Genomic DNA, 25,351 nt, shown 5'->3' on the forward strand with positions numbered 1-25,351 from the left:
TTCCAGGGAAGAAAGTGACAAAGAGTTCTTTAAGCGTCGAGGGTGTCCTGAATTTTGTGTAAACGGGATTTAATTATCGATTGGGCATCCTGTCTTCAAACTGAATGCTAAACCGATTCAAAGCCGCTTTCCAGTCATGCAACGGCATGGTCCATTTTTGACTGATATTCATCAGGGCCAAATAGAACAATTTCGACAAGGCTTCATCACTGGGAAATGAGCCGCGATTCTTGGTGATTTTCCGCAAACTCATGTTCACCGACTCGATCGCATTCGTAGTGTAAATGATGCGGCGTATCTCGGGCGGATAGTCGAAGAAGGGAATGATTCTATCCCAATTACGTCGCCAAATTTGAGCAATGGGCGGGTAGGCCTCGTTCCACTGCGTCTCGAACTCAGCCAGCCTTTGCTCTGCTTCAACGACGCTGGCGGATTGGTATATTCGTTTGAGATCGCCGGCGATCTGTTTACGCATTTTCCAACTGACATAGTTCAGGCTGTTGCGGACTAGGTGGACGATACACAGTTGGACGGCGGCGTGTGGATAGACGGTTTCAATCGCTTCCGGGAAGCCTTTCAAACCGTCGACACAGGCAATGAAGATGTCTTGCACGCCGCGATTCTTGAGGTCTGTCACGACCTGTAACCAAAACTTGGCGCCTTCGGTTTGGGCGATCCACAAGCCCAGCACTTCCTTCTCTCCTTGCAGGTTAATCCCTATGGCCAGATAAACGGCCTTGACACGAACGGCACCGGTATCGCGCACTTTGACGTGGATACAATCGAGATAAACGATGGGGTAAACCGGATCAAGCGGCCGCAATTGCCAGGCTTTGACTTCCTCAATCACGGCGTCCGTCACCGAGGAGATCAAGGTGGGTGAAACTTCAGTGCCATACAGTTCTTCCAGATGGCTCTGGATTTCCCTGACGGTCAGACCTCGGGCATAGAGTGAAATGATCTTGTCATCAAAGCCCGTCCAGCGGGATTGGTGTTTGCCAATGATTTGCGGCTCGAACTGACCATGACGATCACGGGGAATCTCAATCGGCAATGCGCCAAAATCGCCTTTGAGGGTTTTACGGCTCTTGCCATTGCGGGTGTTGCCGGTGGCGTTGCAGACTGACTCATGCTTGGCATGGCCTAAATGTTCAGTCATTTCGGCTTCTAAGGCTCGCTCGACCAAGGCCTTGGTGAGTTGTTTTAGCAGGCCATTTTCGCCCAGCAGGTCTTCAGGTTTTTGATAGCCCGACAATAAGGTATCAATTAGGTCGGTTGGGATGGCTTTTGGTAAGGTCATAGTTACTCCTCAAAGTAAGGGCAGTTTCCTGCCTAATGGCCGTTTACACAAAAATTCTTACACCCTCTAAGCGTCTCAGTAAGGCCTTTAGCCTTTTCTTGTTCATTACCACTTTTTTCTGCAAGAAGTTCACGTACGAAGCCTGAAGCCATCTCACTCTTTACGTTGGCATATTTATTTGAATAGTTGTAAAGGGCGTGCTGACTGTACGATTGGGTCTTGTTTTCTAGGCTCAAGTTTATCCCCTGAACCATTTCTCGACCGTAATGGCGCTGAGCGCCATGGTAATCAATAACTCCAAGGTCATTGGGCCTGAAATTTGTAAAAATTGTCGACAATAAAATAGAGTCAGATAGCTGCAATCGACCGCCAGGTTGCATTTCGACATGGCCAACAATTACTTCCTGCTGAAGTTCGGCCTTTAGTATAGGCAAGCTCGCATTGATTTTTTGTTGAACCTCGGGGGCCCGTTCGCGGAATTGCGCATTAAACATTGCCATGTGGTAACCACCCCACTGGAATGCCTCAGGCAACAGCATTCGCCAAATACTATCTTCAAGAAGCATTGCCGCATTTGCGTTAATAAACACCTTTTCATCTTCCCGAAGCTTGAAACAGCAATCAATTGATACGGTTTTCAATGGATCATTGAAGAAACCTCTAAGTTCTTCAGCCCGGCTGTTTGGATTAACCTGGAACTCGCCAAACCAGTTTTGCCATTCGTTTTGATGGTAGCCGCCATAAACTGATTTAAGCAGACGGATTGCATCGAATACGCAAGACTTACCCGAACCGTTTTGACCTGCGATAATAATAGTGTCGCCGGCGTTTCTGATTTCAGCATTCTCGATACCACGAAAGTTTGAAATAGAGAGAGTATCAATTTTCACAATTATCCTTTATTAGAAAATGTTGCAGTTTTATCAGAAAAAAATCTAATTGTGGCTGGCTCTTAATACAAAGACAACTCAATTCGTTGACATATTGATATCGTCCATAATCGAATGTTTTAAATTAGGGCCGAAAGATGTGCTGAACAGCGTGAAACTCATCGTTCGCGATTGGTGCGGTTAGTAACTCACCATAGCCAACGCCTGCTTTTGGATGGGCATTTGCCATTTACACTTTTGTTCCGTCTGACTGCTCTTGGCCGTTAGCCGCCTTATTATAAGCCTTTAACCAATAAACGAGCCATATAAATAGCTATTTTCAAGGACGAAAATAGCATGGCTATCAAATCAACTTACACATCATCAAGACGTGCATCCACATCTAGGTTCTCAGCTAAGGTGGACGCATGATTTACGAATACAAATGTCACGCGTGCGGCCACGTTCAGGAAGAGCTGCACAAGCACACTGAGCTCAACACGTTTCAATTCAAATGCGATGCCTGCGGTTTTGGAGCTGGCGAGCGTTTAATCTCGGCACCAAGGCTTGTTAGCGTTGGTAGCGTCGATAGCAACGTTTTCTTAGGTGGGAACCTCACTAAGTTTGACACGTTGAACGGCAAGCCAAAGCGTCAGCAAAAGATTTATTCAAAGCTGCCGAAAGCCGCATAACACATAAGGACATACTCAAATGATCAAAGAATGGATACAAAGCCGGTTCGGCGAGAAAACCACTTGGTTTGCTTTGCTTGCGGTTATTACGTCATTTTCAGCTCTCGATCTAACGGACGAGCAAAAGCTAGCAATCGCAACTTTTGGTTCGATCTTGGTTGTCGCGCCAGAAAGGAGAGCCAAATGAAAGTAGGAACTTTTATAAAGCAATCAGCGATTACTACCCTCGCAACCATGTTGGCTGATGGCGGAACATTTACGCGGATTAAAAATGTCGTTGCTGCCGTTGATGATACCGACAAAACCGGGCCAGAAAAGAAAGCAATTGTGCTGGACGCGTTGAGCGATTTGGCCGGTAAGCTCGCGGCTTGGTTGCTGAACACGCTCATTGAATTAGCGGTTGCATGGTTAAGAACTCAAGCGGGGACCAAATGACAGGAGCTAACATGGATAGACGGCAAGAGCATTGGGGCTTTAACAAAAAAATCGACGTTGCAGTGGTTTTAGGCATGATGCTGCAATGTGGTGTTGGCGTTTGGTGGGTGTCCGCTTTGAATAGTCGAGTAAGTGAGCTTGAACACAGTGCGGATAAGTCGCAGCTTGTGGTTGCTCAGGGAGGCAGCGAAACAACGCAGCTAAAGGAGCGGGTGCTGAAGCTGGAGATTAATTTAGCTAACATCAATACAAAGTTAGATGAAATCAAAGACTTAATCGCCAAGAAACGATAAGTTATACCCTTAATAGAAGATTGATAGTCGTTCTAGAAAGGGTATAAGCCAAAATTTTCCAGCTTTTTTAAGGGTGTATAAATTTCCCGAAAAGTATTCTATGTTATTGATGTTAAAAGGTTTAGTCTAACAATTTAGTTCAAGCATAGAAGAATCCAACCGACTTTGCCATAATTCCCCAATTAGCCATTTTGGGGCGTGTTATTAACAAGCGAATTTTACTGGGGGTTTGCGGTGGTATCGCAGCTTATAAAGCGGCGGAATTGCTGCGCTTGTTGCGCAAGCAAGGCTGCGAGGTCCGGGTGGTGATGACCGCCGCCGCTACCCGGTTCCTGGCGCCGCTGACTTTCCAGGCCCTGAGCGGACACGGCGTCCACAGCGAATTGCTCGATCCGGACCAGGAGCAGGCGATGAGCCATATCCATCTGGCGCGCTGGGCCGACCTGCTACTCATCGCGCCGGCGACCGCCGACATGCTGGCGAAAATGGCGCACGGATTGGCCGACGATTTGTTGTCGACGGTGTATTTGGCCGCCGAATGCCCGGTTTACGTCGCGCCGGCCATGAATCAGGCGATGTGGGCCAAACCGGTAACCCAGGCCAATATCGCCCGTTTGCAGCAACACGGTGTGGTGACCATCGGGCCGGCCGCCGGCGAGCAGGCTTGTGGCGAGCAGGGGTTTGGGCGCATGGTCGAACCGGCCGAAATTGTCGAAAGCGTATTGGCCGATTCCGCAGGCAACTATCTTGCCGGCTTGAAACTGGTGGTCAGCGCCGGCCCGACCCGCGAGCCGCTGGATCCGGTGCGATTTATCAGTAACCGCAGTTCCGGCAAGATGGGTTACGCGCTGGCCCGTGCCGCGGTCGCCGCCGGCGCCGATGTGACTTTAGTCAGCGGCCCGGTACAGTTGCCGGCGCCGACCGGTGCCGAATTGGTCGAGGTCGAAACCGCATTGCAGATGCACGAGGCTGTACTGAAAGCTTGCCGCAATGCCGACGTTTATATCGGTGCCGCGGCGGTTGCAGACTACCGGGCCAAGCAGATCGCCGCGCATAAGCTGAAAAAAGCCGAAACCGGCGCCGATGTGATTCAGTTGGAAAAGAATCCGGACATCGTCGCCGATGTTGCCGCGCTGCAACCCAAGCCCTGGGTAGTGGGTTTTGCCGCCGAAACCGAAGATCTGGAAAACTACGCGCTGGGCAAGCTGCGCAGTAAAAATCTGGACATGATTGCCGCTAACTGGGTGGGCCGGGCCGAAGGCGGCTTCGATTCCGAGCGCAACGCCTTGCAGGTGTTTTGGCGGGACGGCCGCAAGGCGCTGGAGATGGCCGACAAAACCAGTCTGGCCGTGCAGTTGTTGCAATTGATTGCCGAGAGAATGCATGAGAAAAATCCAACTAAAAATCCTTGATCCGCGTTTGGGCGAACAGATCGCATTGCCGGCTTACGCCACGCCGGGTTCGGCCGGATTGGATTTGCGCGCCTGTCTGGAGCAGGCGATAACGCTGCAACCCGGCGAGACCGCGCTGATTCCGACCGGTCTGGCGATCCATATCGACGATCCGCATTTGGCTGCGGTGTTGTTGCCGCGCTCCGGCTTGGGTCATAAACACGGCATCGTGTTGGGTAATCTGGTCGGCTTGATCGATTCGGATTACCAGGGGCAAGTGTTCGTGTCCTGCTGGAATCGCGGGGCCGAGCCGTTTACCGTCGAAGTGGGCGAACGTATCGCCCAAATGGTGTTCGTGCCGGTCGCGCAAGTGGATTTCGAATGCGTGACCGAATTCGATGCCAGCCATCGCGGCAGCGGCGGCTTCGGCCACAGCGGCCGGCATTAATCGAGGCAGTCCATGGGGCGTATTTTCAGCATCATCGCCGGCGTTGCCGTTTTTATGGTCTTATTGGCCGGCGGTGGCGCGTATTGGTTTTCGGCGGCTAAAGTCGCCGACACCCAGCAAGCCAGCGTTACGGCCGTGGCGAACGGCATGGCCGTCAGTTTGGCTAGCCAAATCGACACGCTACAGCACGTGGTAGACGGTTTGGCGCAAGCGCCTGACGTGGTCGCCGCATTGAGTTCGGAGAATCAGGATGCCGCGGTGCGCAACGCCGTGGCGGCAAGGTTGCAACAGGTGATTCCGAATGCGCTGAAAGTGCGTTTGTTGCCGGCCAACGTCAGCGAGCCCGATTTGGCCCAGGCGCCGAATATGGGGTTCGCTGATTTGGAAATGGTTAGGGCGACGCTTGCCGCCAATCAAAAGCCGTCGGTGCAAGGCGAGGGCGAACACCGCCACTTGGCGATCACCAGCCTGGTCAGCAAAAATCAGCAGCCGATCGGCGTCATTTTGGTCAGTTTGAAGCCTGATGCGTTGCAACTGTTAATAGGTAAGACCAATTTCAACGGCGGTTTCGTCGAGGTCCGGCAAGAGACCGCCGTGTTGGCCAGTGCCGGCAATCCGGCGGCCAAACTCGATGATCCGCAATCCATGCCGCTGATCAATAGCCGCTGGCAACTGGATTTGTGGATAGGCGAGGCTACCGAACTGGCCGATGTCGTGCTGTTTTTATGCATCATTCTGATTCCGGCGCTGTTGGTAAGCCTGGCGTTTTTTATCGGTTACCGAAAATTGGCCGATTACTTGCGGCACGACCAGAGCAGTATCCTGAAAGCGGCCAAGGATATGATGACCGGCAAAAGCGCCGGACATTATCCGGTGCAATTGGACGAAATGCGCCCCATCGTCTCGACGCTGGCCCAATTCAAACGCATCCTGGAACACGAGAAGCAGCCCGAGAAAGCGGTCGAAGTCGACGAAGATTTCGATTTTTTCGAAGAGTCGTTCGATATGGATTTCGTCGAACCTTCCCAGGCTCCAGCGGCGCCGGCCCAGTACGCCAGCGTTCCGGTGGCGTTGGCTTCGGCGCCGGTCAATTTGCCGGCGGCGGAGCCGGCGCCGGCCGCAGCTCCGGCCAAACCCGCGGCCAAGACCATCGATATTTTTAAAGCCTACGATATTCGCGGCGTGGTCGGGCGCGACCTGACGCCGGAAACGGTGCGGGCGATCGGCGTGGTGTTCGCAAACGAAGCGCGGCAACAGCAGGTCAAGATCGTAGTGTTGGGGCGCGACGGCCGGCTGTCCAGCCCAGAATTGGCCGATGCGTTGGCCCAGGGCCTGACTGCCGGCGGTTGCGACGTATTGGATATCGGGCTGGTGCCCACGCCGCTGCTGTATTTTGTAGCCCACCACAGCGAAGGGCGGAGCGGCTTAATGGTTACCGGTAGCCATAACCCGAAAGAGTACAACGGCCTCAAGCTGGTGTTGAACGGCGAGACGCTGGCCGGCGAAAAATTGCAGCAGTTGAAAAAGCGTCTGGAAGCCGGCGATTACAGCCAGACCGAACCGGGCTCGATTCAGCGCAACAGCCTGTTCAGCAACGAATATATCGGCATGATCACCGAAGATTTGCATTTGGTGCGGCCGATGAAAGTCGTGGTCGATTGCGGCAATGGCGCGGCGGGGCGTTTGGCGCCGATGTTGTTGAAAACCCTGGGCTGCGAAGTGGTCGAGCTGTTTTGCGAGATCGACGGTAACTTTCCCAACCACCACCCCGATCCGAGCCAACCGGAAAACCTGGCCGATTTGGTTTCGGCCGTCAAGCATTACGCCGCCGATATCGGCTTGGCTTTCGACGGCGACGGCGACCGTCTGGGCGTCGTGGACTCGACCGGCAAAATCATCTGGCCGGACCGGCAAATGATGTTATTCGCCCGCGACGTGCTGACCCATAAACCCGGCTCGGAGATTATTTACGACGTTAAGTGTTCGCGGCATTTGCACGACCAGATCGTCAAGCGCGGCGGCCGGCCGTTAATGTGGAAAAGCGGGCATTCGCTGATGAAGGCCAAGGTGAAAGAAACCTCGGCAGCGCTGGCCGGCGAAATGAGCGGGCATATCTTTTTCAACGACCGCTGGTTCGGCTTCGACGATGCGCTGTATGCCGGCGCCCGGTTGATCGAAATTCTGTCCAACGATATGCGCGGCAGCGGCGACGTGTTTGCCGACCTGCCGGACAGTATCAATACGCCGGAACTGCACGTTGCGCTTGCGGAAGGGGAGGGTCCCGGTTTCATGGAGCGCTTGTCCGCGCTGGCCGAGTTTAAAGACGGCAAGATCAATAATATCGACGGCATGCGCGTCGAATTTGCCGACGGCTGGGGTTTGGTACGGGCTTCCAATACTACGCCGGTGCTGACCGTCCGTTTCGAAGCGGATAGCCAGGACGCCATGCAGCGGATCCAGGCCCGCTTCAGGCAATTGCTGCTGCAAGTCAACCCCGAACTTCATTTGCCATTTTAATTTAGCGAGACAATGAAAGAAAAAACCGCACACCAGATTGCCCACGTTCTCATCGAAGCCTTGCCGTATATTCAGAAATTCAAGGGCAGGACGGTCGTGATCAAGTTCGGCGGCAACGCCATGGTCGACGATGCGTTGAAGCACAGCTTCGCCCGCGATATCGTGTTGATGAAATTGGTAGGGATCAATCCTATCGTAGTGCACGGCGGCGGCCCGCAGATCGGTAACTTGTTGGGACGATTGGGCAAGACCTCCGAGTTCGTCGATGGTATGCGCGTCACTGACAGCGAAACCATGGATGTGGTCGAAATGGTATTGGGCGGTTTGGTCAATAAGGAGATCGTCAATTTGATCAACGTTCACGGCGGCAAGGCGGTGGGGTTGACCGGTAAAGACGGCAATTTCATCCACGCCCGCAAAATCAACATCACTAAAGCGGGGGCGTCGCTGGACGACGCGCCGGAAATCATCGATTTAGGCCACGTCGGCGAGGTCAGCAGCATCGATCCCGCTGTCGTGGAAATGCTGGGCAACAGCGATTTCATTCCGGTGATTGCGCCTATCGGCGTCGGCAAGGACGGTCATTCTTATAACATCAACGCCGATTTGGTGGCGGGCAAGGTCGCCGAGGTGTTGAAAGCCGAAAAGCTGATGCTGCTGACCAATACGCCGGGCATTTTGGATAAGGAAGGCAATCTGTTGACCGGATTGACCTTGACCGATATCGATAATTTAATCGCCGACGGTACGATATCGGGCGGCATGATTCCGAAGACGCGCTGCGCGACCGATGCCTTGAAAGGCGGAGTTACCAGCGTCCATATCATCGACGGCCGGGTCGACCATGCCGTGCTGCTGGAACTGTTTACCGACCAAGGCGTCGGTACCTTACTGCTGCGCCGCTAACTGGGATTGGATATACGGGGCGAATGCTTCGCGAATGGCTTGGGCCTTGGCGCTGGCGCATAGTTCGGCGCCGAGGCTGGATTGGCGGCAGCGAATGTCGAGAAAGATCTGGCGGACATTATTGTTTTCCAGCAGCGACGCCGACAGGCTCAAGTCGGTGTCGGTCTGCGGTGCGGCGCGCATGATCAGCTTTTCGCTTGCCACGTCTTGGTCGGTAGTGGAGTTACTGGCTACGAATTCGCCGGCGATTTTCCAGGCTTTTTCGCATTGAGCGGCATCCTCGCAGACGAACAGGCCTAATTCGTTACTGGCGTTGCTGGCGGCTAACGAGGATTTGTCGGTTTTTCCGGTTCGTTGGGTTTGCGTCAAAAACTGAAAGCGGGCGATATCGGCTTTGAATTCTTTTTCGCTGTTCTGCCGTTCCAATTGGTGGCGTTGCAGGTCTTGTTTGGCGAACTCGATTTGCTGTTTGCTGGCGGCGATATCGTTGAGTAATTTATCGGGCAATTTGCTGCCGCTTCGCTCCAGGTTGGCCGCTTGCTGCTGCTGTTGCCGAAGCTGGGATTCCAGCAAGTCGATATTGCCCTCGATAACCTTGCGTGCGGCGTCGAGCGCCGCGGTTTTGTTGGCGATCGCTTTCTGCAAATCTTCGATGTTGCGGAACGTACTCAACAAGACTTTATCGTTGGCCGCTTGCTTGGCGATGATCTTTTCCTGTTCCTTGCGCAGTTCGTCCAGCCGCTTCTGCTGGGCGATTTGTTCGGCAGTTTTGGCTTTTTCCACGACGTTGGTGACTCTGGCCTTTTCGTTCAAGGTCTCCCGTTTGTGCTGGACCTGATCGGGCGGCACTTGGTCGGAAAAATAGACGTTACCGTTGTCGTCGACCCAACGGTACATTTTTTTGGCAAAAGCCGGACCCGCGGCCAGCATCGGCAAGGCCAGAACCAGCGCGAGCAGCCTGCGTTTGGCGGTGTTGTTCGGTGTGCCCATGTCGCGGCTGTCCGGCTAGCCCAAAATCGTGGCTAACTGATGCAGCGGTGGCAACACCATCATTTTCGCCAGTTGCAACAAAACCAGTGCAGCCAGCGGCGACAAGTCGATCCCGCCCAGGTCGGGCAATACTCTGCGGCAGACGTTCAACAGCGGTTCGGTCAAGCTATACAGGATAGAAGAGGCGCTGCCGTAATTGCCGGGAGCGAACCAGCTCAGGATCGCGGCGGCGAAAATCGCATAGACGAAGATGTCCAGCAGCATTTTTATCAGATCGGTAAACGACAGTAGCAGCAGCGCGACCACGCTGATCGATAGGCCTTTGAGCGCCAGAATCGAAAAATTGGCGACCATTTGCAGCGCCAACGCCAGAACCAGCGAGGAGCTGTCGATGCGGCCGATTGCCGGGATAAAGCGGCGCATGATCCGTAGCGGCGGATGGGTGATTTTGACTAGAAACTGCGAAATCGGATTGTAAAAATCGGCTTGAGTCCATTGCAGCAGAAAGCGCAAGGCAACCGCTAGGATATACAGCGAGAACAGCGTGTCGATCAAAAATACCAAGGGATCGGTCATATAGTTACTGCCCATCAGTCGGCTCCGAGTTGTTTAGACATTTCAATCGAGCGATCCCTGGCGGCATGCAGCGCCTTAGCTACCAAATCTACGAAGCCGTGTTGCAGGAAAGTTTCGACGGCTTGTTGCGTCGTGCCGCCCGGCGATGTCACCCGCGCCCTGAGTTGTGCCGGAGACTCGGCGGATTCCAGGGCGATCTTCGCTGCGCCCAGCGCCGTTTGTTGAATCAATAACCGTGCCGAATGTTCGTCCAGACCCAACTCCAGGGCGGCGCGCTCCATTGCTTCCATTAGTAGGAAAAAATAAGCCGGGCCGCTGCCGGATACTGCCGTAACTGCGTCGAGTTGGGCTTCGTCGCCGAACCATAATGTCAGGCCGACGGCGCGCAGAATGTTCTCCGCCAGGTCTTTCTGTTCGTCGTTGACTTGCGGATTGGCGTGCAATGCCGTAGCACCGGTTTGCACCAGGGCCGGAGTGTTGGGCATGCAGCGGACGATAGCGGTGTTTGCGCCCAGCCATAGCGCCAGACTCTGTTGGCTGATGCCGGCGGCGATCGACACCACGAGCACGTTTTTCTGTTTCAGTTGCGGTGCGATTTGCAGGCAGACGTCACGCAAGGTTTGCGGTTTGACAGCCAGCACCACTACGTCGGCTTCGTTGACGATGTTTGCGTTATCGGCGGCAATGTTGACGTGCAGTTGATCGGCGTGGGCTTGCAAGGTTTCGGGAACGGCGTCGGATACCCAAATTTGCTGGGGCGAGTGGCCGCTGGCTATCAGGCCGCGCATCAAGCTGGTTGCCATGTTGCCGCCGCCGATAAAGCCGATTGTTTTTGTGTTCATAGCGTACTGAAAAATAAATTGAATCGTGATGGAAACCGCTGTTGGCAGCGCATTCTACATGACAATGGTGGCGGCGCATCAAATCTCAAGCCGCGGCCGATTCCCGCAATCCGATATGCCTCGGGCGTAATCCCAATACCAGCAGCGAGCTACCGTAAACGATTATCGCCAAGCCGATGGTCGCCGCCAAATTCAAGCCGCGTTGAGCGGCATTCCAATTCAGCCATAAGCCGGCATCGACAAAATAGTACAAAAATGCCGACATGGCTGCGTTTGCCGCCACAATCCGTCCAATATAACCATACCAATCGGCGCAAGGCCGGTAAATGCGTGTTACGACCAGGTTGCGTAACAACAGGATGGCGTTGAGGTAGGCGGACAAGGTGGTCGCCAATGCCACTCCGGCGTGAGCCAAAGGCCAGACCAGGATCAAATTGAAGGCTACGTTGGCAATCATCGAATATCCGCCGAATCTTGCCGGGGTCTGGGTGTCGTGGCGAGAAGTAAAGCCGGGAGCGAGCACTTTAATCAGCATAAAAGCCAATAATCCGAGCGAATACGCCATCAGACTGCGGCCGGCCATCTTGACGTCGCCGCTGCCGAATTCGTTATATTGGAACAGTGTGGACAGTAACGGTTCGGCCAGTAAGGCCAGGCCCAAAGTGGCCGGCAGGCCGATTAGCAGCGTCAGTTTCAAGCCCCAATCCAGCGCCTTGGAAAATCCGAGTTGATCCGACGTGGCATGGTGTGCCGACAGATGCGGCAAAATTACGGTGGCTACGGCAATGCCGAGAATCCCCAGCGGAAATTCGACCAGCCGGTCCGAGTAGTAAAGCCAGGAAACGCTGCCCGGGGCCAGAAACGAGGCGACCAATGTGCCGAACAGCAGGTTGACCTGCACTACCGAGACGCCGAAAATCGCCGAAGGCATTCGTGCCAGCATGCGTTTGACGTCCGGGTCGCGGTAGGCCCAGCGTGGCCGCGGTAGCAGGTTCAGGCGTAATAGCGGCGGAATTTGACACGCCAACTGTATCGCCCCGGCCGCAAATACGCCCCAGGCCAGCGCTACAATCGGTTCGTCCATCAGCGGTGCCAGCCAGACCGCAGCCGCGATCATTGCGATGTTGAGTACCACCGGAGTCAAAGCCGGAACCGCAAATCGGCCCTGGGCGTTCAATATCGCGCCGGCAAAAGCGACCAGCGTGACGAAAAACAGGTAAGGGAAGGTGATGCGCAGCATTTGCACTGCCAGAGTGTATTGGTTGCCTTCCCACAAAAATCCCGGTGCAAACAATAGGATTAATAAGGGGGCCGCGACGACTCCGGCCAGTGCGACCAAAACCAATAATACCGCCAAGGTGCCGGAACTGCGGCCGATGAACAGGCGTAAAGCTTCCCGGCTGCCTTTTTGGTTATAATCGGCCAACAAAGGGACGAAGGCTTGGGCGAAAGCGCCTTCGGCAAATAAGCGGCGCAAAAAGTTGGGAATGCGGAATGCGACGAAGAAGGCGTCGGTTGCGGCATTGACGCCGAAAATATTGGCGAACAGCATGTCTCTGGCAAAGCCCATCAAGCGCGAAATCAGTGTCATACCGCCAACGATGGCCGTCGATTTGAAAAGCTGTTTACTCACTAATGTTCCCGACTATTTAGGCAGCGCTAAAAATTTGACAATCATAGCATTCAAAAAGATAATACGCGGTTCCAAATTCACTGAAACAAATTGATAGACTATGGCTAATTCACCACAAGCTAGAAAAAGAGCGCGTCAGGCAGAGAAAAGCCGTATTCGCAATGCCGGACAGCGCAGCAACTTACGCACTTTCATCAAAAAAGTGATCGCCGCTGTTAGAGCAGGCGATAAAGAGCAAGCGCAAGCCGCGTTCAAAGTGGCAGTCCCCGTTATCGATTCAGCCGTTAATAAAGGTTTGATCCACAAAAACAAAGCAGCACGCAGCAAAAGCAGACTGAATAACAGATTGCGCGCGATGGCTTAATTTCGGTCCACTGCCGATCGATTGCGAAAGGCCCGGATGGTTTCCATCCGGGCCTTTTTTGTGCCTGGTGCTTTTTGAGTTGGCGCACGCGGTTTTAGTCGCCGTGTTGGTTCGGTGCCGGTGTTTTCGGGCGCTCGTTCTCCAGCCTCCGCTAGGAGACAGTTTCTGCCGCGATGGTGCGGTCAAGATCGGTTCGGTCTTGCCGCAGTTGCAAACACAACGGCAGTTTGCAACTGTCGCGGCAGACTTTTTGCCGGCGGCGATTGCGCCCGGTAAACAAGCTGCTAATCTGTTACTGCTTAAGAATATCAGTAAAAGGTAATCGCCATGAATAACCAAGATCAAGCCAAGCTTCGCTGGGGAATACTCGGGGCGGCGCGTATCAACGAGCGCCTGCTGCCGGCTATTGTCGAAGCTAAAAATTCCGAATTGGTCGGAATCGCCAGCCGGCGGCCGGGAGCTGCGGCGCAAACCCTGGCGCAATATGCACCCTGCCATTCCAACGTCCAGAGTTACGATAACCTGGACAGCCTGCTCAACGACGAAGACGTGCAAGCCATTTATTTGCCGATGGCCAACCACGAGCATGCAGAATGGACTCTGCGCGCTATCGAGCACCGCAAACACGTACTATGCGAAAAACCGATGGCATTGACCATAGCCGACATTGATGCCATCGAAACCGCTGCCCGCCGCTACCGGGTCACCGTAATGGAAGGTTTTATGTACCGTTTCCATCCTCAGCACGCCCGAGTGTTGGAATTGATTCGTTCCGGCTTGATCGGCGAGGTGCGCTCGGTGCGCGCCAGTTATTCGTTCATGATGCGGCCGGCGCGGATGTATCGTCTGGCGGAGGACGTATCGCGCGGCGGCGGTGCGATGTGGGATATTGGCTGTTATGCGATCCATTCGTTGAGGATGTTTTTTCAGCAGGCGCCGCGCACGGCCACCGCGTTATCCAAGTACGTCGAGAGTGGGGCCGACATCACTACCAGCGGGATACTGGATTTCGGCGACGGCAAATTCGGCCATTTCGATTTCAGTTTCGAGCGGGCGCGGCGTTGCGAATATGAAATTATCGGCACCCAAGGCGGTATCAAGTGCCACGTGGTCTGGCAGTTGCCGGGCGATATTCCGATTATTTCCTGGTGGACCGAGGACGGCCGCTTCGCCGAAGAGCGGTTGCCGGCGGCCAATCATTTTCGCTTGGAAATCGAGCATTTCAGCGATTGCGTGCTCAACGGCAAGCCGCCGCAATTGTCGTTCGACGATGCCCGCGATAACTGCAGGACTATCGTCGCCGCGTTGCAATCGGCGGCAGAAGGGCGGGTCGTTGAAATTTAAGGGCAACAAGGCAAGGACGTCTGAGCGAGTGCTGTCAAGCGCTGCAAAAAGGCCATGTCTTTGAGCCTCGTTCCCGTTTAATTCATATGAGCTTGTGGCATCAGGAGCTTGTCGATGAAAGATAAAATATTATCCAAAATTGTTAGGCGAGATGCCTTGCGCATCGTCGCGATGCTGGCGATATTGAGCGTTCTTCAAGTGGGTTCTGCATGCGCCGCTGACGCGGTACAAGCCCGGAAAGGTTTGCAGCAAATGGGTGTTGAATATACGGAACAGCAATTCGCGGCCTCCGCTGGAGCGGGCGATATGGCGGCGGTGCGATTATTTCTGGATGCGGGAATGGATATCAACGCTGGCGGTAGCGCCGCTTTGGGGTTGGCGGCCGGTAGAGGGCGGGTGGAAATGGTGGAACTGCTGTTGGCTAACGGCGCCAAGCCGACAGCAAATGCGCTACAGTTTGCTAGAACCCGAGGCCATCGGGATATTGCGAATATGCTGCTTCGAGCGGGAGCGAAGGAATAGCGGTCATGTACGCTCAGATTGAGCGATTGATGGGCATGCCAAGATTTTTCGACGAGAACGGAAAGGTGCGACTCCCCCGAAATAGCTTGAGGGAGTCACGAGGAGACTTAACGGGCTGGTTTTTTTCGGCCGTTGATTCCCAAAATACCTAAGGCTGAGCCGAACAACCAAATCGCCGCTGGCACGGGCACTGCGGCAATATTGCTGGCGAACAACTGGTTATGGAATTCGATATTGCCGTTAAACGACTGAGCAACCAATTGGCCGTTCAATTGTCCGTAACCGCCGAATACGTCGGCCCAGGGCGCTAGAATCGAGCCCTGAGGGTTCTTGCTGCCCGCTAACGTTAGCGACGTTGCGTCATAGAAATTGTAGATGACGTGTGTGGCGTCTATGCCGTTAAGATTGACTTGGCCGTTTTGAAATATCTGGCCGGTGCCGCTGACATTGATCAACACGGTGGAGTTGCTGGGAGCGCTGATGTTGATCGTATTGCTGGCGGTCAGTTCTGCGCCGTCTATGTCGAACACGTTGAGTTCGTTATTGTTGCCGGTCAGAGTCAGCGTACCGTAATTGATGCCGACACTGCCGTTGGCGGTCAAAGCGTTCCAGGCGTTCGAGATGTTTTGATATTGGGTTTGCGCACCGGAAAAATCCACCAATGTTTGCGCGAAGACGCCGCCATTGGCGGTAAAGCCGTTTAGCAGGGTGCCGCCTGCATAGATGCTACCGTTCTGACCGTTGCCTACGCCGCCGTTGTTGGCGGTTAGCGTGCCGTTTACGACCAAACGGGCTGCGTTGCCACTGATTTGCGAGGCCACGGAATAGTTGGCCAATGTAATATTGCCGCCGGCAGCCAAGTTGCCTTCGGTATCGGAATTTGAGCTGATGAAGTTGCCGAATACGAAAACATTGTAGTCGCTGGCCGGCCCTACCAAGGCTGCATGGGCTGGAGAGATGGCGGCAGCAAATAATAAACTGGTAGTTGCTAAAGTGTGTGACAAACGCATTTTCCTTTAACCTTGAATAAGTATGATGGCGGGATGCCTTAAATTGATAATGTGTCGACAATATCCGTTCCCATGCGGAAATGTCGTAAGCAAAACCGACGGTTCAAATAAGAACGTGGCAAGAAATACTTGGCCACGCCGTTGATCGACCGGGAAGTTGGCATTTGCCGATTCGAGACCTACATTAGAAGACGAGCCGTTAGCAGTCGGATTCTCGGATTGCGGCGATACACCATGCGCTTCCGGTGTCTATTTTATATGACTTGAATTTCGGGCGATATGGCCGTTGGTGCAGGTGGCTTGCCGGGGTAGCAAACTGCTAACCCGGCAGCGTATTCGAAGCCGATTTTATTGGCTAAATGTCAATCCGTCGTTTGCGACATCGATTTTGATCGAGTCCCCAGGGATGAAGCGTCCTGACAAAATCTCATTAGCCAGCGGGTTTTCCAATTGGCGTTGTATCGCCCGTTTTAACGGCCGCGCGCCGTATATCGGGTCGAATCCGGCTTCGCCCAGTAAATCCAAGGCCTGTTCGCTGACGGCCAGGCCAATGTCTTTTTCCTGCAGACGACGGCGCAACAATTCGATTTGGATTTTGCAGATCGCCCGAATCTGGTTTTGACCCAGCGGATGGAATACCACGGCCTCGTCGACCCGGTTGATGAATTCCGGGCGGAAATGCTGGCCGACGATTTCCATCACCGCATCCTTCATCTCGGCATAGTTGTCTTCGCCAGCCAATTCCTGGATCACACTGGAGCCCAGGTTCGACGTCATCACCACCACGGTGTTTTTAAAATCCACAGTGCGGCCTTGGCCGTCGGTCAAGCGGCCGTCGTCCAAAACTTGCAGCAGTACGTTGAACACATCGTTGTGCGCCTTTTCGATTTCGTCCAGCAAAATCACCGAATAAGGCTTGCGGCGCACCGCTTCGGTCAGATAGCCGCCTTCTTCGTAACCGACATAGCCGGGAGGTGCGCCGATCAAACGCGCGACCGAATGTTTCTCCATGAATTCCGACATATCGATGCGGACCATGGCTTCTTCGGTGTCGAACATGAATTCGGCCAGAGCCTTGCATAACTCGGTTTTACCGACGCCGGTCGGACCTAAAAACAGGAACGAGCCGTTCGGCCGGTTTGGGTCCGACAATCCGGCCCGCGAGCGGCGGATGGCGTTGCTGACCGCTTTCAAGGCTTCGGTTTGGCCGATTACCCGTTTGCCCAGCTCTTCTTCCATGCGCAGTAATTTCTCGCGTTCGCCTTCCATCATTTTCGACACCGGGATGCCGGTCCATTTGGAAACGACTTCGGCGATTTCTTCATCCGTGACTTTGCTGCGCAATAATTTGGCTTCCTGCATCTCGGCTTGCGATGCTAAGTCCAGCTCCTTCTCCAGCTTCGGAATTTCGCCGTATTGCAGCTCGGACATCCGGGTGTAATCCTGGCTGCGGCGAGCGGCATCGAGTTCCAAACGCGCATGTTCCAGGCGCTCCTTGATCGTTGCGGTACCTTGCAATGCGGCTTTCTCGGCTTTCCAGATTTCATCCAGATCCGAATATTCTTTTTCCAGTTCGGCGATTTCGTCCTGCAACGTTTCCAGGCGCTTTTTAGACGCTGCGTCGCTTTCGTTTTTCATTGCCTCGCGTTCTATTTTGAGCTGGATCAGGCGGCGGTCGAGTTTATCCATCGCTTCCGGTTTGGAGTCCATTTCCATGCGGATGCGGCTGGCGGCCTCGTCGATCAAATCGATGGCCTTGTCCGGCAATTGACGGTCGGAAATGTAGCGGTGCGACAGCATCGCCGCGGCGACGATGGCCGGGTCGGTAATGTCGACGCTGTGGTGGATTTCGTAACGTTCCTTCAAGCCGCGCAAAATAGCGATGGTGTCTTCGACGCTAGGTTCGTCGACCAAGACTTTTTGAAAGCGGCGTTCCAGCGCGGCATCTTTTTCGATGTACTGGCGGTACTCGTCCAGCGTCGTCGCGCCGACGCAATGCAATTCGCCGCGCGCTAAGGCCGGCTTCAGCATGTTGCCGGCGTCCATCGCGCCTTCGGCTTTGCCGGCGCCGACCATGGTATGCAACTCGTCGATGAACAGGATGACTTGGCCTTCGAGTTTGGCGATGTCGTTCAACACCGCTTTCAGGCGTTCCTCGAACTCGCCGCGGAATTTGGCGCCGGCAATCAACGCTGCCATATCCAAAGAGAGCAATTGCTTGCCTTTGATGCCTTCCGGTACTTCGCCGTTGACGATGCGTTGCGCCAGACCCTCGACGATTGCAGTCTTGCCGACGCCGGGCTCGCCGATCAATACCGGATTGTTTTTGGTGCGGCGTTGCAAGACTTGTATCGTGCGGCGGATCTCGTCGTCGCGGCCGATCACCGGATCCAGCTTGCCTTGTTCGGCGCGCTCGGTCAGATTGATCGTGTATTTTTTCAAGGCCTGACGTTGGTCTTCGGCGTTGGCGTCGTTGACGTTCTGACCTCCGCGCATGTTTTCGATGGCTTTTTCGACCGCCGATGCCGTGACGCCGGCTTTTTTCAGCAGGTTTTGCAAGGTTCCGCTGGTTTCCAGTGCCGCTAACAGAAACAGTTCGCTGGAGATGTAGGCGTCTTTGCGCTTTTGCGCCAGCTTGTCGGTCAGATTCAGCATTCGCGACAGTTCGTTGGAAATTTGCACATCGCCGCCGGCGCCGGAAACGCTGGCCAAACGGTCGATCTCTTTCAACAGATCGTTGCGCAAGGTATTGACCTGGACGCCGACCTGTTGCAACAACGGTTTGATGCTGCCGCCTTCTTGGTCGATCAAGGCTTGCATGACATGCAACGGCTCGATGAACTGGTGGTCTTTGCCGAGCGCCAGGCTTTGCGCGTCGCCGAGAGCCTGTTGAAATTTACTGGTTAATTTATCCATTCGCATGCAGCGTACCTCGTTAGGAAAATAAGTTGAGTTGCGACCGAAATGGGGCGGCCCGAATCCGTTTTCAAGCGCGGAGGCAAGTACCGGGCAAAATTTCCGTTAAATCTTCAAGGTAATGCCGAATATCGCCGGTAGCTTAGACAATTGATTCAAAGTACAATGCCCGCGCTCAGATAACAGATGTTCACGGCTTATCGCCACTGCTTCAGGCAGCAACGGTTGTCCACAATGTCGGTCTGCGTAACCAATAGTTTTATTTTGTAGGAGTTTTAAGATGGCAACAGGCACTGTAAAGTGGTTTAACAACACCAAAGGTTTTGGATTTATCGAGCCTTCCGAAGGAAAAGAAGATGTGTTCGTGCATCATTCCGTGATTTTGGGAGAAGGTTTTAAAACCTTGTCGCCTGGCCAATCGGTCCAGTTCGAGATCGAATCCGGCCCTAAAGGCTTAACTGCCACAAACGTCCTGCCCAGATAAGCGTTCACGGTTACGGAAACAAAGGCTCTTGATTTTCAAGGGCCTTTTTTATGCGCGAAACCAGGCCGTTTCGCTAGGGACCGCGCACCAAGCAAGCTATAATGCAAACTCCTTTCCAAACTGGGATTAATGTATGGCTCGCGAATTTTCATCGTTAAAACAATTAGATATCCCGGTTAAAGTGCTGTTCACCGGTTATTTGACGACGGTGGCTGTCGGGTATCTGGTGGCGTTGATTCAAATCTTGTTTACCCATGGGATGGCCGACGGCAAATTCGGCCTGTCGATAGACGACATCGTATACAGTTACTACGGTAACCGTTCCGGTACGGTCTTGGAGACCAAACTGAACGGTTCGATGAAGGAAAACGCCTCGGAACAGGAGCGTTTTCTAATCATGCAATGGGTGCGCGATGGTGCCGACGAGGACGATTACGAAGATTCCGGCGTCGCCAAGATCATTCAGGACCGCTGCGTCATGTGCCATAACAAGGAGTCGTCGCTGCCCGATTTCAACGATTTTAAGGTGCTGAAAGAGCTCACCAAAGAGGATGAAGGTGCAACCTTCGGCTCGTTGACCCGGGTGTCCCACATCCATTTGTTCGGCATTAGCTTTATCTTCATGTTTGTCGGCTTGATTTTCAGCTTTGCCGAAACCAGCACCGTCAAATACAAATCGATCGCTATCGGCATGCCGTACGTGTTCCTGCTGGTGGATATTTTGTCCTGGTGGCTGACCAAGTTGCATCCGATATTCGCTTGGCTGGTCGTGTTGGCCGGTGGCGGCATGGCGGTATCGTTTGCGTTTATGTGGACGGTGTCGGTGGCTGAAATGTGGCTATTCGACAAAGTGTTTCTGGACGGGCAGGGGCAGCCTCGGCCGCAGTGGAGTACCATCGTCGAAACCAAATTCGAAGAGTTAGGCGGTATCGATGCGTACCGCAAAATAGCGGCATGGGCTAAGCGGACAGGCTTGTCCGCATGCGGCGTCTGCCAAAGTAAACTGGCACCTTACCTGCAAAGCCTTTGCGCAAAAATCTTTAAAAAAGACAAATAGTTAACGAGTGTGATTGTGTCTGCAAAATGCTGACAAAAATTAAAGTTTTGGGCTGCGGGCCGATACGCTAAGCGGTATGATGCAAACCTGTTTTGCAGGAGGTGTACCATGATTACCAACGCTCTGAACAGTGCCACCAGCCTGATCACGCAAGCTCAGCAAAAAGCCAGCAACGCCGCGCAGACTATCGCCAGTTTGCCGGTTCAGGAGCAGGAGGTCGGCGGTTCCAAAGATGTCGGCTCAGCGGAGATGTTCAAGCCGGTGTTGAGTTTGAAAGAAGCCGAGCTGGAAACTTCGGCCGGCGTCAAAATCATCCAGGCCCACGAGAAAATGCTGGGTTCGATTTTAGATATCCGTGCTTAATAACTGACGCTGACGTCATAGCCCAAGGCTCTGGCGTCGGCAGCCAAAGCATCCATGGTAGCTGCGGATGCTTTGGCCAAGTCCGCTGCTTCCGCTTGTAAAGAAGGCCGTGCCAGACTGTAGAGCATGACCTGTTCGATGTTTATTCCCATCTCCCGCAATTGTTTTAGCAAAGCCAAATAAGCTTGTTTTTCCTGATCCGACCAAGCGAATCGGTAGTTGAAAACGCAGGTCTGTAATTTGGTTCGGCAAAGCTCGGCTGCGATTTTCAAGTGCTCCAGCAGTTTTTGTTGGCTTTGGCCGGTATGGTTGATCAACTTGCGGCCGGATTCGGTCGCGCTATCCAGCTTGAACCACAGCTCGCCGTTGTAACGCGCCAATGTTCTCAGTCCTTGTTGGACTGCGGATTGATGAATCAGGCTGCCGTTGCTGATCAGCACGTAACGGCTTGCAGGAAATACGCCGGCTTGACTGGCGATGTCTCCGATCAATTCGACGGCTCGGTCGAAATTTTTCAAACTGGTGGGCTCGCCGTTACCGGAGATGGCAATGTCCTTGATAACGCGCTGCGGTTCCGGGATATTGAAGCGCTGATAAAAGTCGCCGTTTAAGACTTGGGTCAGGAAGGCTCGCAGTTCTTGCGCCAGCAATGCGAAGTCCATCTCCGGCGCATTACCGCGCTGCAGGTCGGGGACTTGGCAATATACGCAATGCCAATTGCAGGCGTTGTTGGGATTGAAATTAATCCCAATCGACAGGCCGCCGGAGCGGCGGGAGATGACTGGATAAACGTAACGCAGACCGGCGCTGTGCCGGTCGTGGTCGCTAGTGCTGAGCGATATGGGCATGCAAGGCAGCGAACAGCCAACCGGCCGGAAAGCCGATCGGCTGTCTGTGGCGGCTTAAAGTTTGACCAATACTTCCCCGCGCCCGGCTTCAGCCATGTCGCCGCCGAAGCGCCGCACCCGGTTGAAGGCAATAGCTTTGTCGGCGAAGCGGGAGTTTAGCGATTTAAACGACGCGAACAGCATCGGCAGAAATGCCAGCGTATGCAATCCGCAATCGTTGAACGTGGCAGGCAATTGCGGTTGGTTCCACAGCAATAATGTACCGCGCCGCATTGCATAGCCGGCATAACGGCCGACTTGGCCCATCACGGCAATGGTTCCGGCCACCATGCGGGAGCCGCAATAATCGCCGGCATTGCCTTCCACCAGGATCTGACCGCGGCGCATATGGTCGCCGGCGCGTTGGCCGACATTGCCTTTGACCAGGATCGTACCGCCTTTCATGCCTTGCTTATTGCCGGGCAGTGCGCCGCCGAGAAAATCTCCGGCATCGCCTTCGATTTGAATCAGGCCGTTCTTCATTTCGCAGCCGGCATACAGGCCGACATCGCCAATGACGTTGATGGTGCCGCCTTTCATCTGCATGCCCAAATACGCGCCGGCTTCGCCCTGTACGCTGATGTTGCCGCTCGCCAGCTCCTTGCCGATCAAATCCAGCTTGCCTGTGCTGCCGACGATGCTAATGTCGTCGGCATTGCTACCGGTAATATGGAACAGTTGATCGACGCGAAGCTTTTGTTTGCCGCATTGCAGTTCGATTCCTGCAATCTGGTCCAGACTCAGGCCGGCCAGTTTTTGGCAGACCAGCGGCGACATGTCGATGCGCTGTGACGGCGGCGTTTCGATCAAAGTAAACGTCAACGAGGTCATGCCATGATCTCCTGCAAGTGAAAGTGGAACGGGCCGAGTTTGCCGCCGTAGTTACCGGCGCTGATGCGCTTGATGCCGTTGGCTGCACCCAGATCGCAGACGGCCTGGATACCTACTCGCATCGCCCTATCGATGTCTTCTTTGGTTAAACCGTCGATGACGATTTCCATCACCGATTCGATCTCCGGCGACAAATCGGTCCTGGTCACACCTTTCAAGGTTGGGCAGAACGCGTCGTTGGTCGAGGCGCTCAAGGCTTTGTATTTGGAACCGACCTTGGAACCGGAACGCACCACGCCGCCAGGGAAGGGCATGATCACGTTGGGGATTTGTTTCATCGCTTCGATTGCCGCTTCGCAGGCCGCCAAAGCTTGCGGTTGCGATTCGGCCAGCACCAGGAAATTGCCGCCGCCGACCGCGTCGACCATGCCGGTGGTGGCTTCGGTCAGGAATTCGCCGTCCATCACCGGCACCCGCCAATAGCGCTTGCCGCCGATTTTCTTGGCGATTTGGAAGCCGTCGCCGAAAAAGCGCAGATTTTTGCCCAACGGAATCGGCTTGCCGCCTTCGATGCCGGAGAACAGAGCGGATGTCGGTGAAGTCAAAACGCACTGGCCGGCCCGGGTTTCCAATTGCTTGGCCAAACCCTTGCCGCCCATCGCGTAGATCATGATGGCGACGCCAGGCCGTCCGTCCGGGGTTTCGTCCGGGCTCAATACCCGCTCGATGCCGGCCTCGCAGCCGCAGGCAATCACCGAAGTGGCAAAGCCGGTCATCGCCTGGGCGGAAATCATCGCCCATTTCTCATTCTGGGCGGTGATGATGGCTCGCGTCGCCTTCATCGGAAAGGCTTCGGCGAAGGTTTTGTCTATGGTGACGCCGTTAATAATCATCGTGGTTACTCATAGTTCGGAGTTCTGCATGTCGATTAGCCGTGCCGGTTTAATCGATTGGATTTTGATTGATTTGGTAAATCACGTGTCGGCCCGCATGGTTGTGGGTTTCGGCAACGGCATTTACGTTAAAGCCATATTCCGGAGCGACATGTTTAGGGTCGTGCTCGGCGCCGACGAAATCGGAAAACGGAATGAATATCTGCGCGTTCGGTTCGAGGTAGTCCGGCGCCTCGCTAAAAAACCGACGTAGTATCTGTTGGCCGCCGTCCGGGTTCAAGCCGAAAGTGCCGTTGGACGGATAGTAATTAAAGTTGAACACAACCAGGTCGAAACGCTTGGCCGGTACCGAAGCGAACAAATCGCTGTGAATGAATGCGTCCGGCGACAACTCCGGATTTTGCAAACCGTTGTGGCGGGCACAGGCAACGGCGTCGGGGTTAAAGTCGACGCCGACAACTTCTTCGCAGCCGATTTTTTTCAAGATGAACGCGAAATAGCCGCTGCCGCAGCCCATGTCCAATCCCGTCTTGCCGGGTTTTTGTTTCAACATGAAGTTGCCGAAAAACGAACTGGTCAAGCCAAAATCCGACGGAAATACGTTTTTGGCTATCGTTAGTTTGATGCCATCTTGTTCAACCGAATAGGGTTGGCGCGCCAGATAGTCGGCTAATTCCGCTTCCCGGTCGGCTATAGTGATGCCAGTTGTAGTCATATTTTGTTTGTATCGACTTTGAAGTTATTGTTTACCAAGTAGTCGGTGAATTTACTATTCATTATATTCGACTTTGTGTAATACCAAGGCATTTTCAAAAGCCGATTGCGAGGTTATTTGCACCGCTAAAAAGTCAGCCTGAAAATTAGCGGCCTTTATAATCAACACAGGTCTCTTTTTATGCGCGGCAGATAATCTCTATTTAATGTCTAATCAATTGTTTTTCAAAAACCTACTAACTTAAAAATTAGTTGCCCAAGTACTAGATATTCCTTGAGAAGCTTGTTTTATAATTACTTAATTAATGACAAAATGCTCTTTTCAAGATTTCCTGTGGGAATGCACTCGGTGGATTGTGCTTGGTTATTTATAGGAAATGATGCTCCGTTACCAGTTCCAAATGAAATCGTATCTGAAAAGTCGCCTCTTGCCCCGTCGCCAGCATGGATAGCAGTTCCTTGTTTTGTAAGGATATATTTGGTATTAACCGTAACTTGTGTTTTATCTGGAGTTAGCTCCTGAAAAATAACGTTTATGCGCCCCTCCAGGCTCATTTTTCTTTGTATTGAGAATAAGTTAATTCCATCGAGCATTTCATAGGTTTGTAGCGAGCTTGACGCAGGGAAATTATATGTTCTTTCTCCACGCGCATTTTTTACATAGGACGAAATTGTTCCGCAATCAACATACTGCTCAGGGTCTCCGCTATAGCTTATGTTAATCAGTCCTGATGACTTATCCAGATTATTGATTACAAAAAATTTTTTCCCAAGTTCGGGGACGCTTGAATTCCAAACCAGATCACGTGGGCGGTCTATTAATTTGATATTAGTATTGCCAGAATGATTGCTTGGTTTTATGTAATCCAACTTTCCTGATGCACAACCTGATAGAAAAAATACAGCGAACAACACTAGAATGCGTTTCATTTTTTGTCCATTTTAATGTTAAATCCACTGAGTTTTTGTCTGGTAGAACGCATAGTCCTGTAGGGTTACGCATCGCGTACCTTTAGGTATTGGTTATCGTCCAGCTAATTGGTACGCAATGCGTACCCTACGGTGTTTTGGACG

Annotated in this window: 27 protein-coding genes; 14 read left to right on the top strand and 13 right to left on the bottom strand. The window is 53.4% G+C overall.

The window, feature by feature from the left end; translation table 11 throughout:
* Window positions 1-73 precede the first annotated feature (73 nt).
* Both MKFW12EY_RS03155 and MKFW12EY_RS03160 read right to left on the bottom strand, forming a co-directional pair.
* Window positions 74-1,300: an IS256 family transposase gene (locus tag MKFW12EY_RS03155; RefSeq protein WP_221052987.1), complete on the bottom strand. Its 1,227-nt coding sequence runs from the start codon at window positions 1,298-1,300 to the stop codon at window positions 74-76.
* A gap of 32 nt (window positions 1,301-1,332) precedes the next feature.
* Window positions 1,333-2,190, bottom strand: coding sequence for an AAA family ATPase (locus MKFW12EY_RS03160; protein ID WP_221053992.1), 858 nt, complete (start codon window positions 2,188-2,190; stop codon window positions 1,333-1,335).
* 407 nt (window positions 2,191-2,597) lie between these two features.
* Between MKFW12EY_RS03160 and MKFW12EY_RS03165 the strand changes: the two genes are divergently transcribed.
* The 8 genes from MKFW12EY_RS03165 to argB all read left to right on the top strand — a co-directional run bounded on the left by MKFW12EY_RS03165 (window position 2,598) and on the right by argB (window position 8,851).
* Window positions 2,598-2,861, top strand: coding sequence for an FmdB family zinc ribbon protein (locus MKFW12EY_RS03165; protein WP_054763607.1), 264 nt, complete (start codon window positions 2,598-2,600; stop codon window positions 2,859-2,861).
* A 19-nt stretch (window positions 2,862-2,880) separates the two neighbouring features.
* Window positions 2,881-3,048, top strand: coding sequence for a hypothetical protein (locus tag MKFW12EY_RS03170; protein ID WP_157199636.1), 168 nt, complete (start codon window positions 2,881-2,883; stop codon window positions 3,046-3,048).
* Window positions 3,045-3,296, top strand: a complete 252-nt coding sequence (locus tag MKFW12EY_RS03175; RefSeq protein ID WP_054763606.1) for a hypothetical protein — start codon at window positions 3,045-3,047, stop codon at window positions 3,294-3,296. The genes MKFW12EY_RS03170 and MKFW12EY_RS03175 overlap by 4 nt, the downstream gene beginning before the upstream one ends.
* A gap of 11 nt (window positions 3,297-3,307) precedes the next feature.
* The gene (locus MKFW12EY_RS03180; RefSeq protein ID WP_157199635.1) at window positions 3,308-3,589 is read left to right on the top strand and encodes a hypothetical protein; all 282 of its coding nucleotides are present in this window, start codon (window positions 3,308-3,310) and stop codon (window positions 3,587-3,589) included.
* A gap of 191 nt (window positions 3,590-3,780) precedes the next feature.
* Window positions 3,781-5,001: a bifunctional phosphopantothenoylcysteine decarboxylase/phosphopantothenate--cysteine ligase CoaBC gene (gene coaBC / locus MKFW12EY_RS03185; protein WP_245006424.1), complete on the top strand. Its 1,221-nt coding sequence runs from the start codon at window positions 3,781-3,783 to the stop codon at window positions 4,999-5,001.
* Window positions 4,973-5,428: a dUTP diphosphatase gene (gene dut, locus MKFW12EY_RS03190; RefSeq protein ID WP_064020448.1), complete on the top strand. Its 456-nt coding sequence runs from the start codon at window positions 4,973-4,975 to the stop codon at window positions 5,426-5,428. Before coaBC ends, dut begins: the two co-directional genes overlap by 29 nt.
* A 12-nt stretch (window positions 5,429-5,440) precedes the next feature.
* Window positions 5,441-7,945, top strand: coding sequence for a phosphomannomutase/phosphoglucomutase (locus tag MKFW12EY_RS03195; protein WP_221053993.1), 2,505 nt, complete (start codon window positions 5,441-5,443; stop codon window positions 7,943-7,945).
* 12 nt (window positions 7,946-7,957) lie between these two features.
* Window positions 7,958-8,851, top strand: coding sequence for an acetylglutamate kinase (argB, locus tag MKFW12EY_RS03200; protein WP_064020450.1), 894 nt, complete (start codon window positions 7,958-7,960; stop codon window positions 8,849-8,851).
* Here argB and MKFW12EY_RS03205 read toward each other — a convergent pair.
* From MKFW12EY_RS03205 to murJ, 4 genes are all read right to left on the bottom strand, one after another.
* Window positions 8,834-9,841: a DUF4124 domain-containing protein gene (locus MKFW12EY_RS03205; RefSeq protein WP_245006425.1), complete on the bottom strand. Its 1,008-nt coding sequence runs from the start codon at window positions 9,839-9,841 to the stop codon at window positions 8,834-8,836. The genes argB and MKFW12EY_RS03205 overlap by 18 nt on opposite strands.
* Before the next feature lie 15 nt (window positions 9,842-9,856).
* The gene (locus tag MKFW12EY_RS03210) at window positions 9,857-10,432 is read right to left on the bottom strand and encodes a YggT family protein (protein WP_054761302.1); all 576 of its coding nucleotides are present in this window, start codon (window positions 10,430-10,432) and stop codon (window positions 9,857-9,859) included.
* The gene (gene proC / locus MKFW12EY_RS03215) at window positions 10,432-11,259 is read right to left on the bottom strand and encodes a pyrroline-5-carboxylate reductase (RefSeq protein WP_221053994.1); all 828 of its coding nucleotides are present in this window, start codon (window positions 11,257-11,259) and stop codon (window positions 10,432-10,434) included. Before proC ends, MKFW12EY_RS03210 begins: the two co-directional genes overlap by 1 nt.
* Window positions 11,260-11,344: 85 nt before the next feature.
* Entirely contained in the window at window positions 11,345-12,892 is a 1,548-nt protein-coding gene (murJ, locus tag MKFW12EY_RS03220) for a murein biosynthesis integral membrane protein MurJ (RefSeq protein ID WP_172680279.1), read from the bottom strand.
* Between the two features lie 100 nt (window positions 12,893-12,992).
* Here murJ and rpsT point away from each other — a divergent pair, with 100 nt between their 5' ends.
* The 3 genes from rpsT (at window position 12,993) to MKFW12EY_RS03235 (ending at window position 15,122) form a co-directional block, all read left to right on the top strand.
* The gene (gene rpsT, locus MKFW12EY_RS03225; protein ID WP_054761300.1) at window positions 12,993-13,256 is read left to right on the top strand and encodes a 30S ribosomal protein S20; all 264 of its coding nucleotides are present in this window, start codon (window positions 12,993-12,995) and stop codon (window positions 13,254-13,256) included.
* Between the two features lie 327 nt (window positions 13,257-13,583).
* Window positions 13,584-14,600: a Gfo/Idh/MocA family protein gene (locus tag MKFW12EY_RS03230; RefSeq protein ID WP_054761296.1), complete on the top strand. Its 1,017-nt coding sequence runs from the start codon at window positions 13,584-13,586 to the stop codon at window positions 14,598-14,600.
* Window positions 14,601-14,714: 114 nt separating this feature from the next.
* A complete protein-coding gene (locus MKFW12EY_RS03235) occupies window positions 14,715-15,122 on the top strand; it encodes an ankyrin repeat domain-containing protein (protein ID WP_221053995.1) in 408 nt (135 codons plus the stop codon).
* A 107-nt stretch (window positions 15,123-15,229) separates the two neighbouring features.
* Here the strand turns inward: MKFW12EY_RS03235 and MKFW12EY_RS03240 are convergent, their stop codons facing one another.
* Complete coding sequence (locus MKFW12EY_RS03240; protein ID WP_221053996.1) at window positions 15,230-16,126, bottom strand: choice-of-anchor A family protein; 897 nt, start codon at window positions 16,124-16,126, stop codon at window positions 15,230-15,232.
* Between the two features lie 354 nt (window positions 16,127-16,480).
* A complete protein-coding gene (gene clpB, locus MKFW12EY_RS03245) occupies window positions 16,481-19,054 on the bottom strand; it encodes an ATP-dependent chaperone ClpB (protein WP_221053997.1) in 2,574 nt (857 codons plus the stop codon).
* Between the two features lie 274 nt (window positions 19,055-19,328).
* Here clpB and MKFW12EY_RS03250 point away from each other — a divergent pair, with 274 nt between their 5' ends.
* The 3 genes from MKFW12EY_RS03250 (at window position 19,329) to MKFW12EY_RS03260 (ending at window position 20,952) form a co-directional block, all read left to right on the top strand.
* Entirely contained in the window at window positions 19,329-19,532 is a 204-nt protein-coding gene (locus MKFW12EY_RS03250; RefSeq protein ID WP_064040968.1) for a cold-shock protein, read from the top strand.
* Between the two features lie 133 nt (window positions 19,533-19,665).
* A complete protein-coding gene (locus MKFW12EY_RS03255) occupies window positions 19,666-20,589 on the top strand; it encodes a hypothetical protein (RefSeq protein WP_221053998.1) in 924 nt (307 codons plus the stop codon).
* Between the two features lie 108 nt (window positions 20,590-20,697).
* Window positions 20,698-20,952: a hypothetical protein gene (locus tag MKFW12EY_RS03260; RefSeq protein ID WP_054761292.1), complete on the top strand. Its 255-nt coding sequence runs from the start codon at window positions 20,698-20,700 to the stop codon at window positions 20,950-20,952.
* On the opposite strand, the gene MKFW12EY_RS03265 is transcribed toward MKFW12EY_RS03260, so the two are convergent.
* The 5 genes from MKFW12EY_RS03265 to MKFW12EY_RS03285 all read right to left on the bottom strand — a co-directional run bounded on the left by MKFW12EY_RS03265 (window position 20,949) and on the right by MKFW12EY_RS03285 (window position 25,207).
* Window positions 20,949-21,800 (bottom strand): radical SAM protein, encoded by an 852-nt coding sequence (locus tag MKFW12EY_RS03265; protein WP_054761290.1) that lies wholly within the window; start codon window positions 21,798-21,800, stop codon window positions 20,949-20,951. The genes MKFW12EY_RS03260 and MKFW12EY_RS03265 overlap by 4 nt on opposite strands.
* A gap of 54 nt (window positions 21,801-21,854) precedes the next feature.
* Window positions 21,855-22,670, bottom strand: a complete 816-nt coding sequence (locus tag MKFW12EY_RS03270) for a formylmethanofuran dehydrogenase subunit C (protein ID WP_054761288.1) — start codon at window positions 22,668-22,670, stop codon at window positions 21,855-21,857.
* Entirely contained in the window at window positions 22,667-23,563 is an 897-nt protein-coding gene (gene fhcD, locus MKFW12EY_RS03275; protein ID WP_221053999.1) for a formylmethanofuran--tetrahydromethanopterin N-formyltransferase, read from the bottom strand. The genes MKFW12EY_RS03270 and fhcD overlap by 4 nt, the downstream gene beginning before the upstream one ends.
* A gap of 49 nt (window positions 23,564-23,612) precedes the next feature.
* Window positions 23,613-24,278: a methyltransferase gene (locus tag MKFW12EY_RS03280; RefSeq protein WP_221054000.1), complete on the bottom strand. Its 666-nt coding sequence runs from the start codon at window positions 24,276-24,278 to the stop codon at window positions 23,613-23,615.
* A gap of 293 nt (window positions 24,279-24,571) precedes the next feature.
* The gene (locus MKFW12EY_RS03285) at window positions 24,572-25,207 is read right to left on the bottom strand and encodes a hypothetical protein (protein ID WP_221054001.1); all 636 of its coding nucleotides are present in this window, start codon (window positions 25,205-25,207) and stop codon (window positions 24,572-24,574) included.
* Between the last annotated feature and the right edge of the window lie 144 nt (window positions 25,208-25,351).

It is taken from the genome of Methylomonas koyamae (assembly GCF_019669905.1).
GTDB lineage: Bacteria > Pseudomonadota > Gammaproteobacteria > Methylococcales > Methylomonadaceae > Methylomonas > Methylomonas koyamae.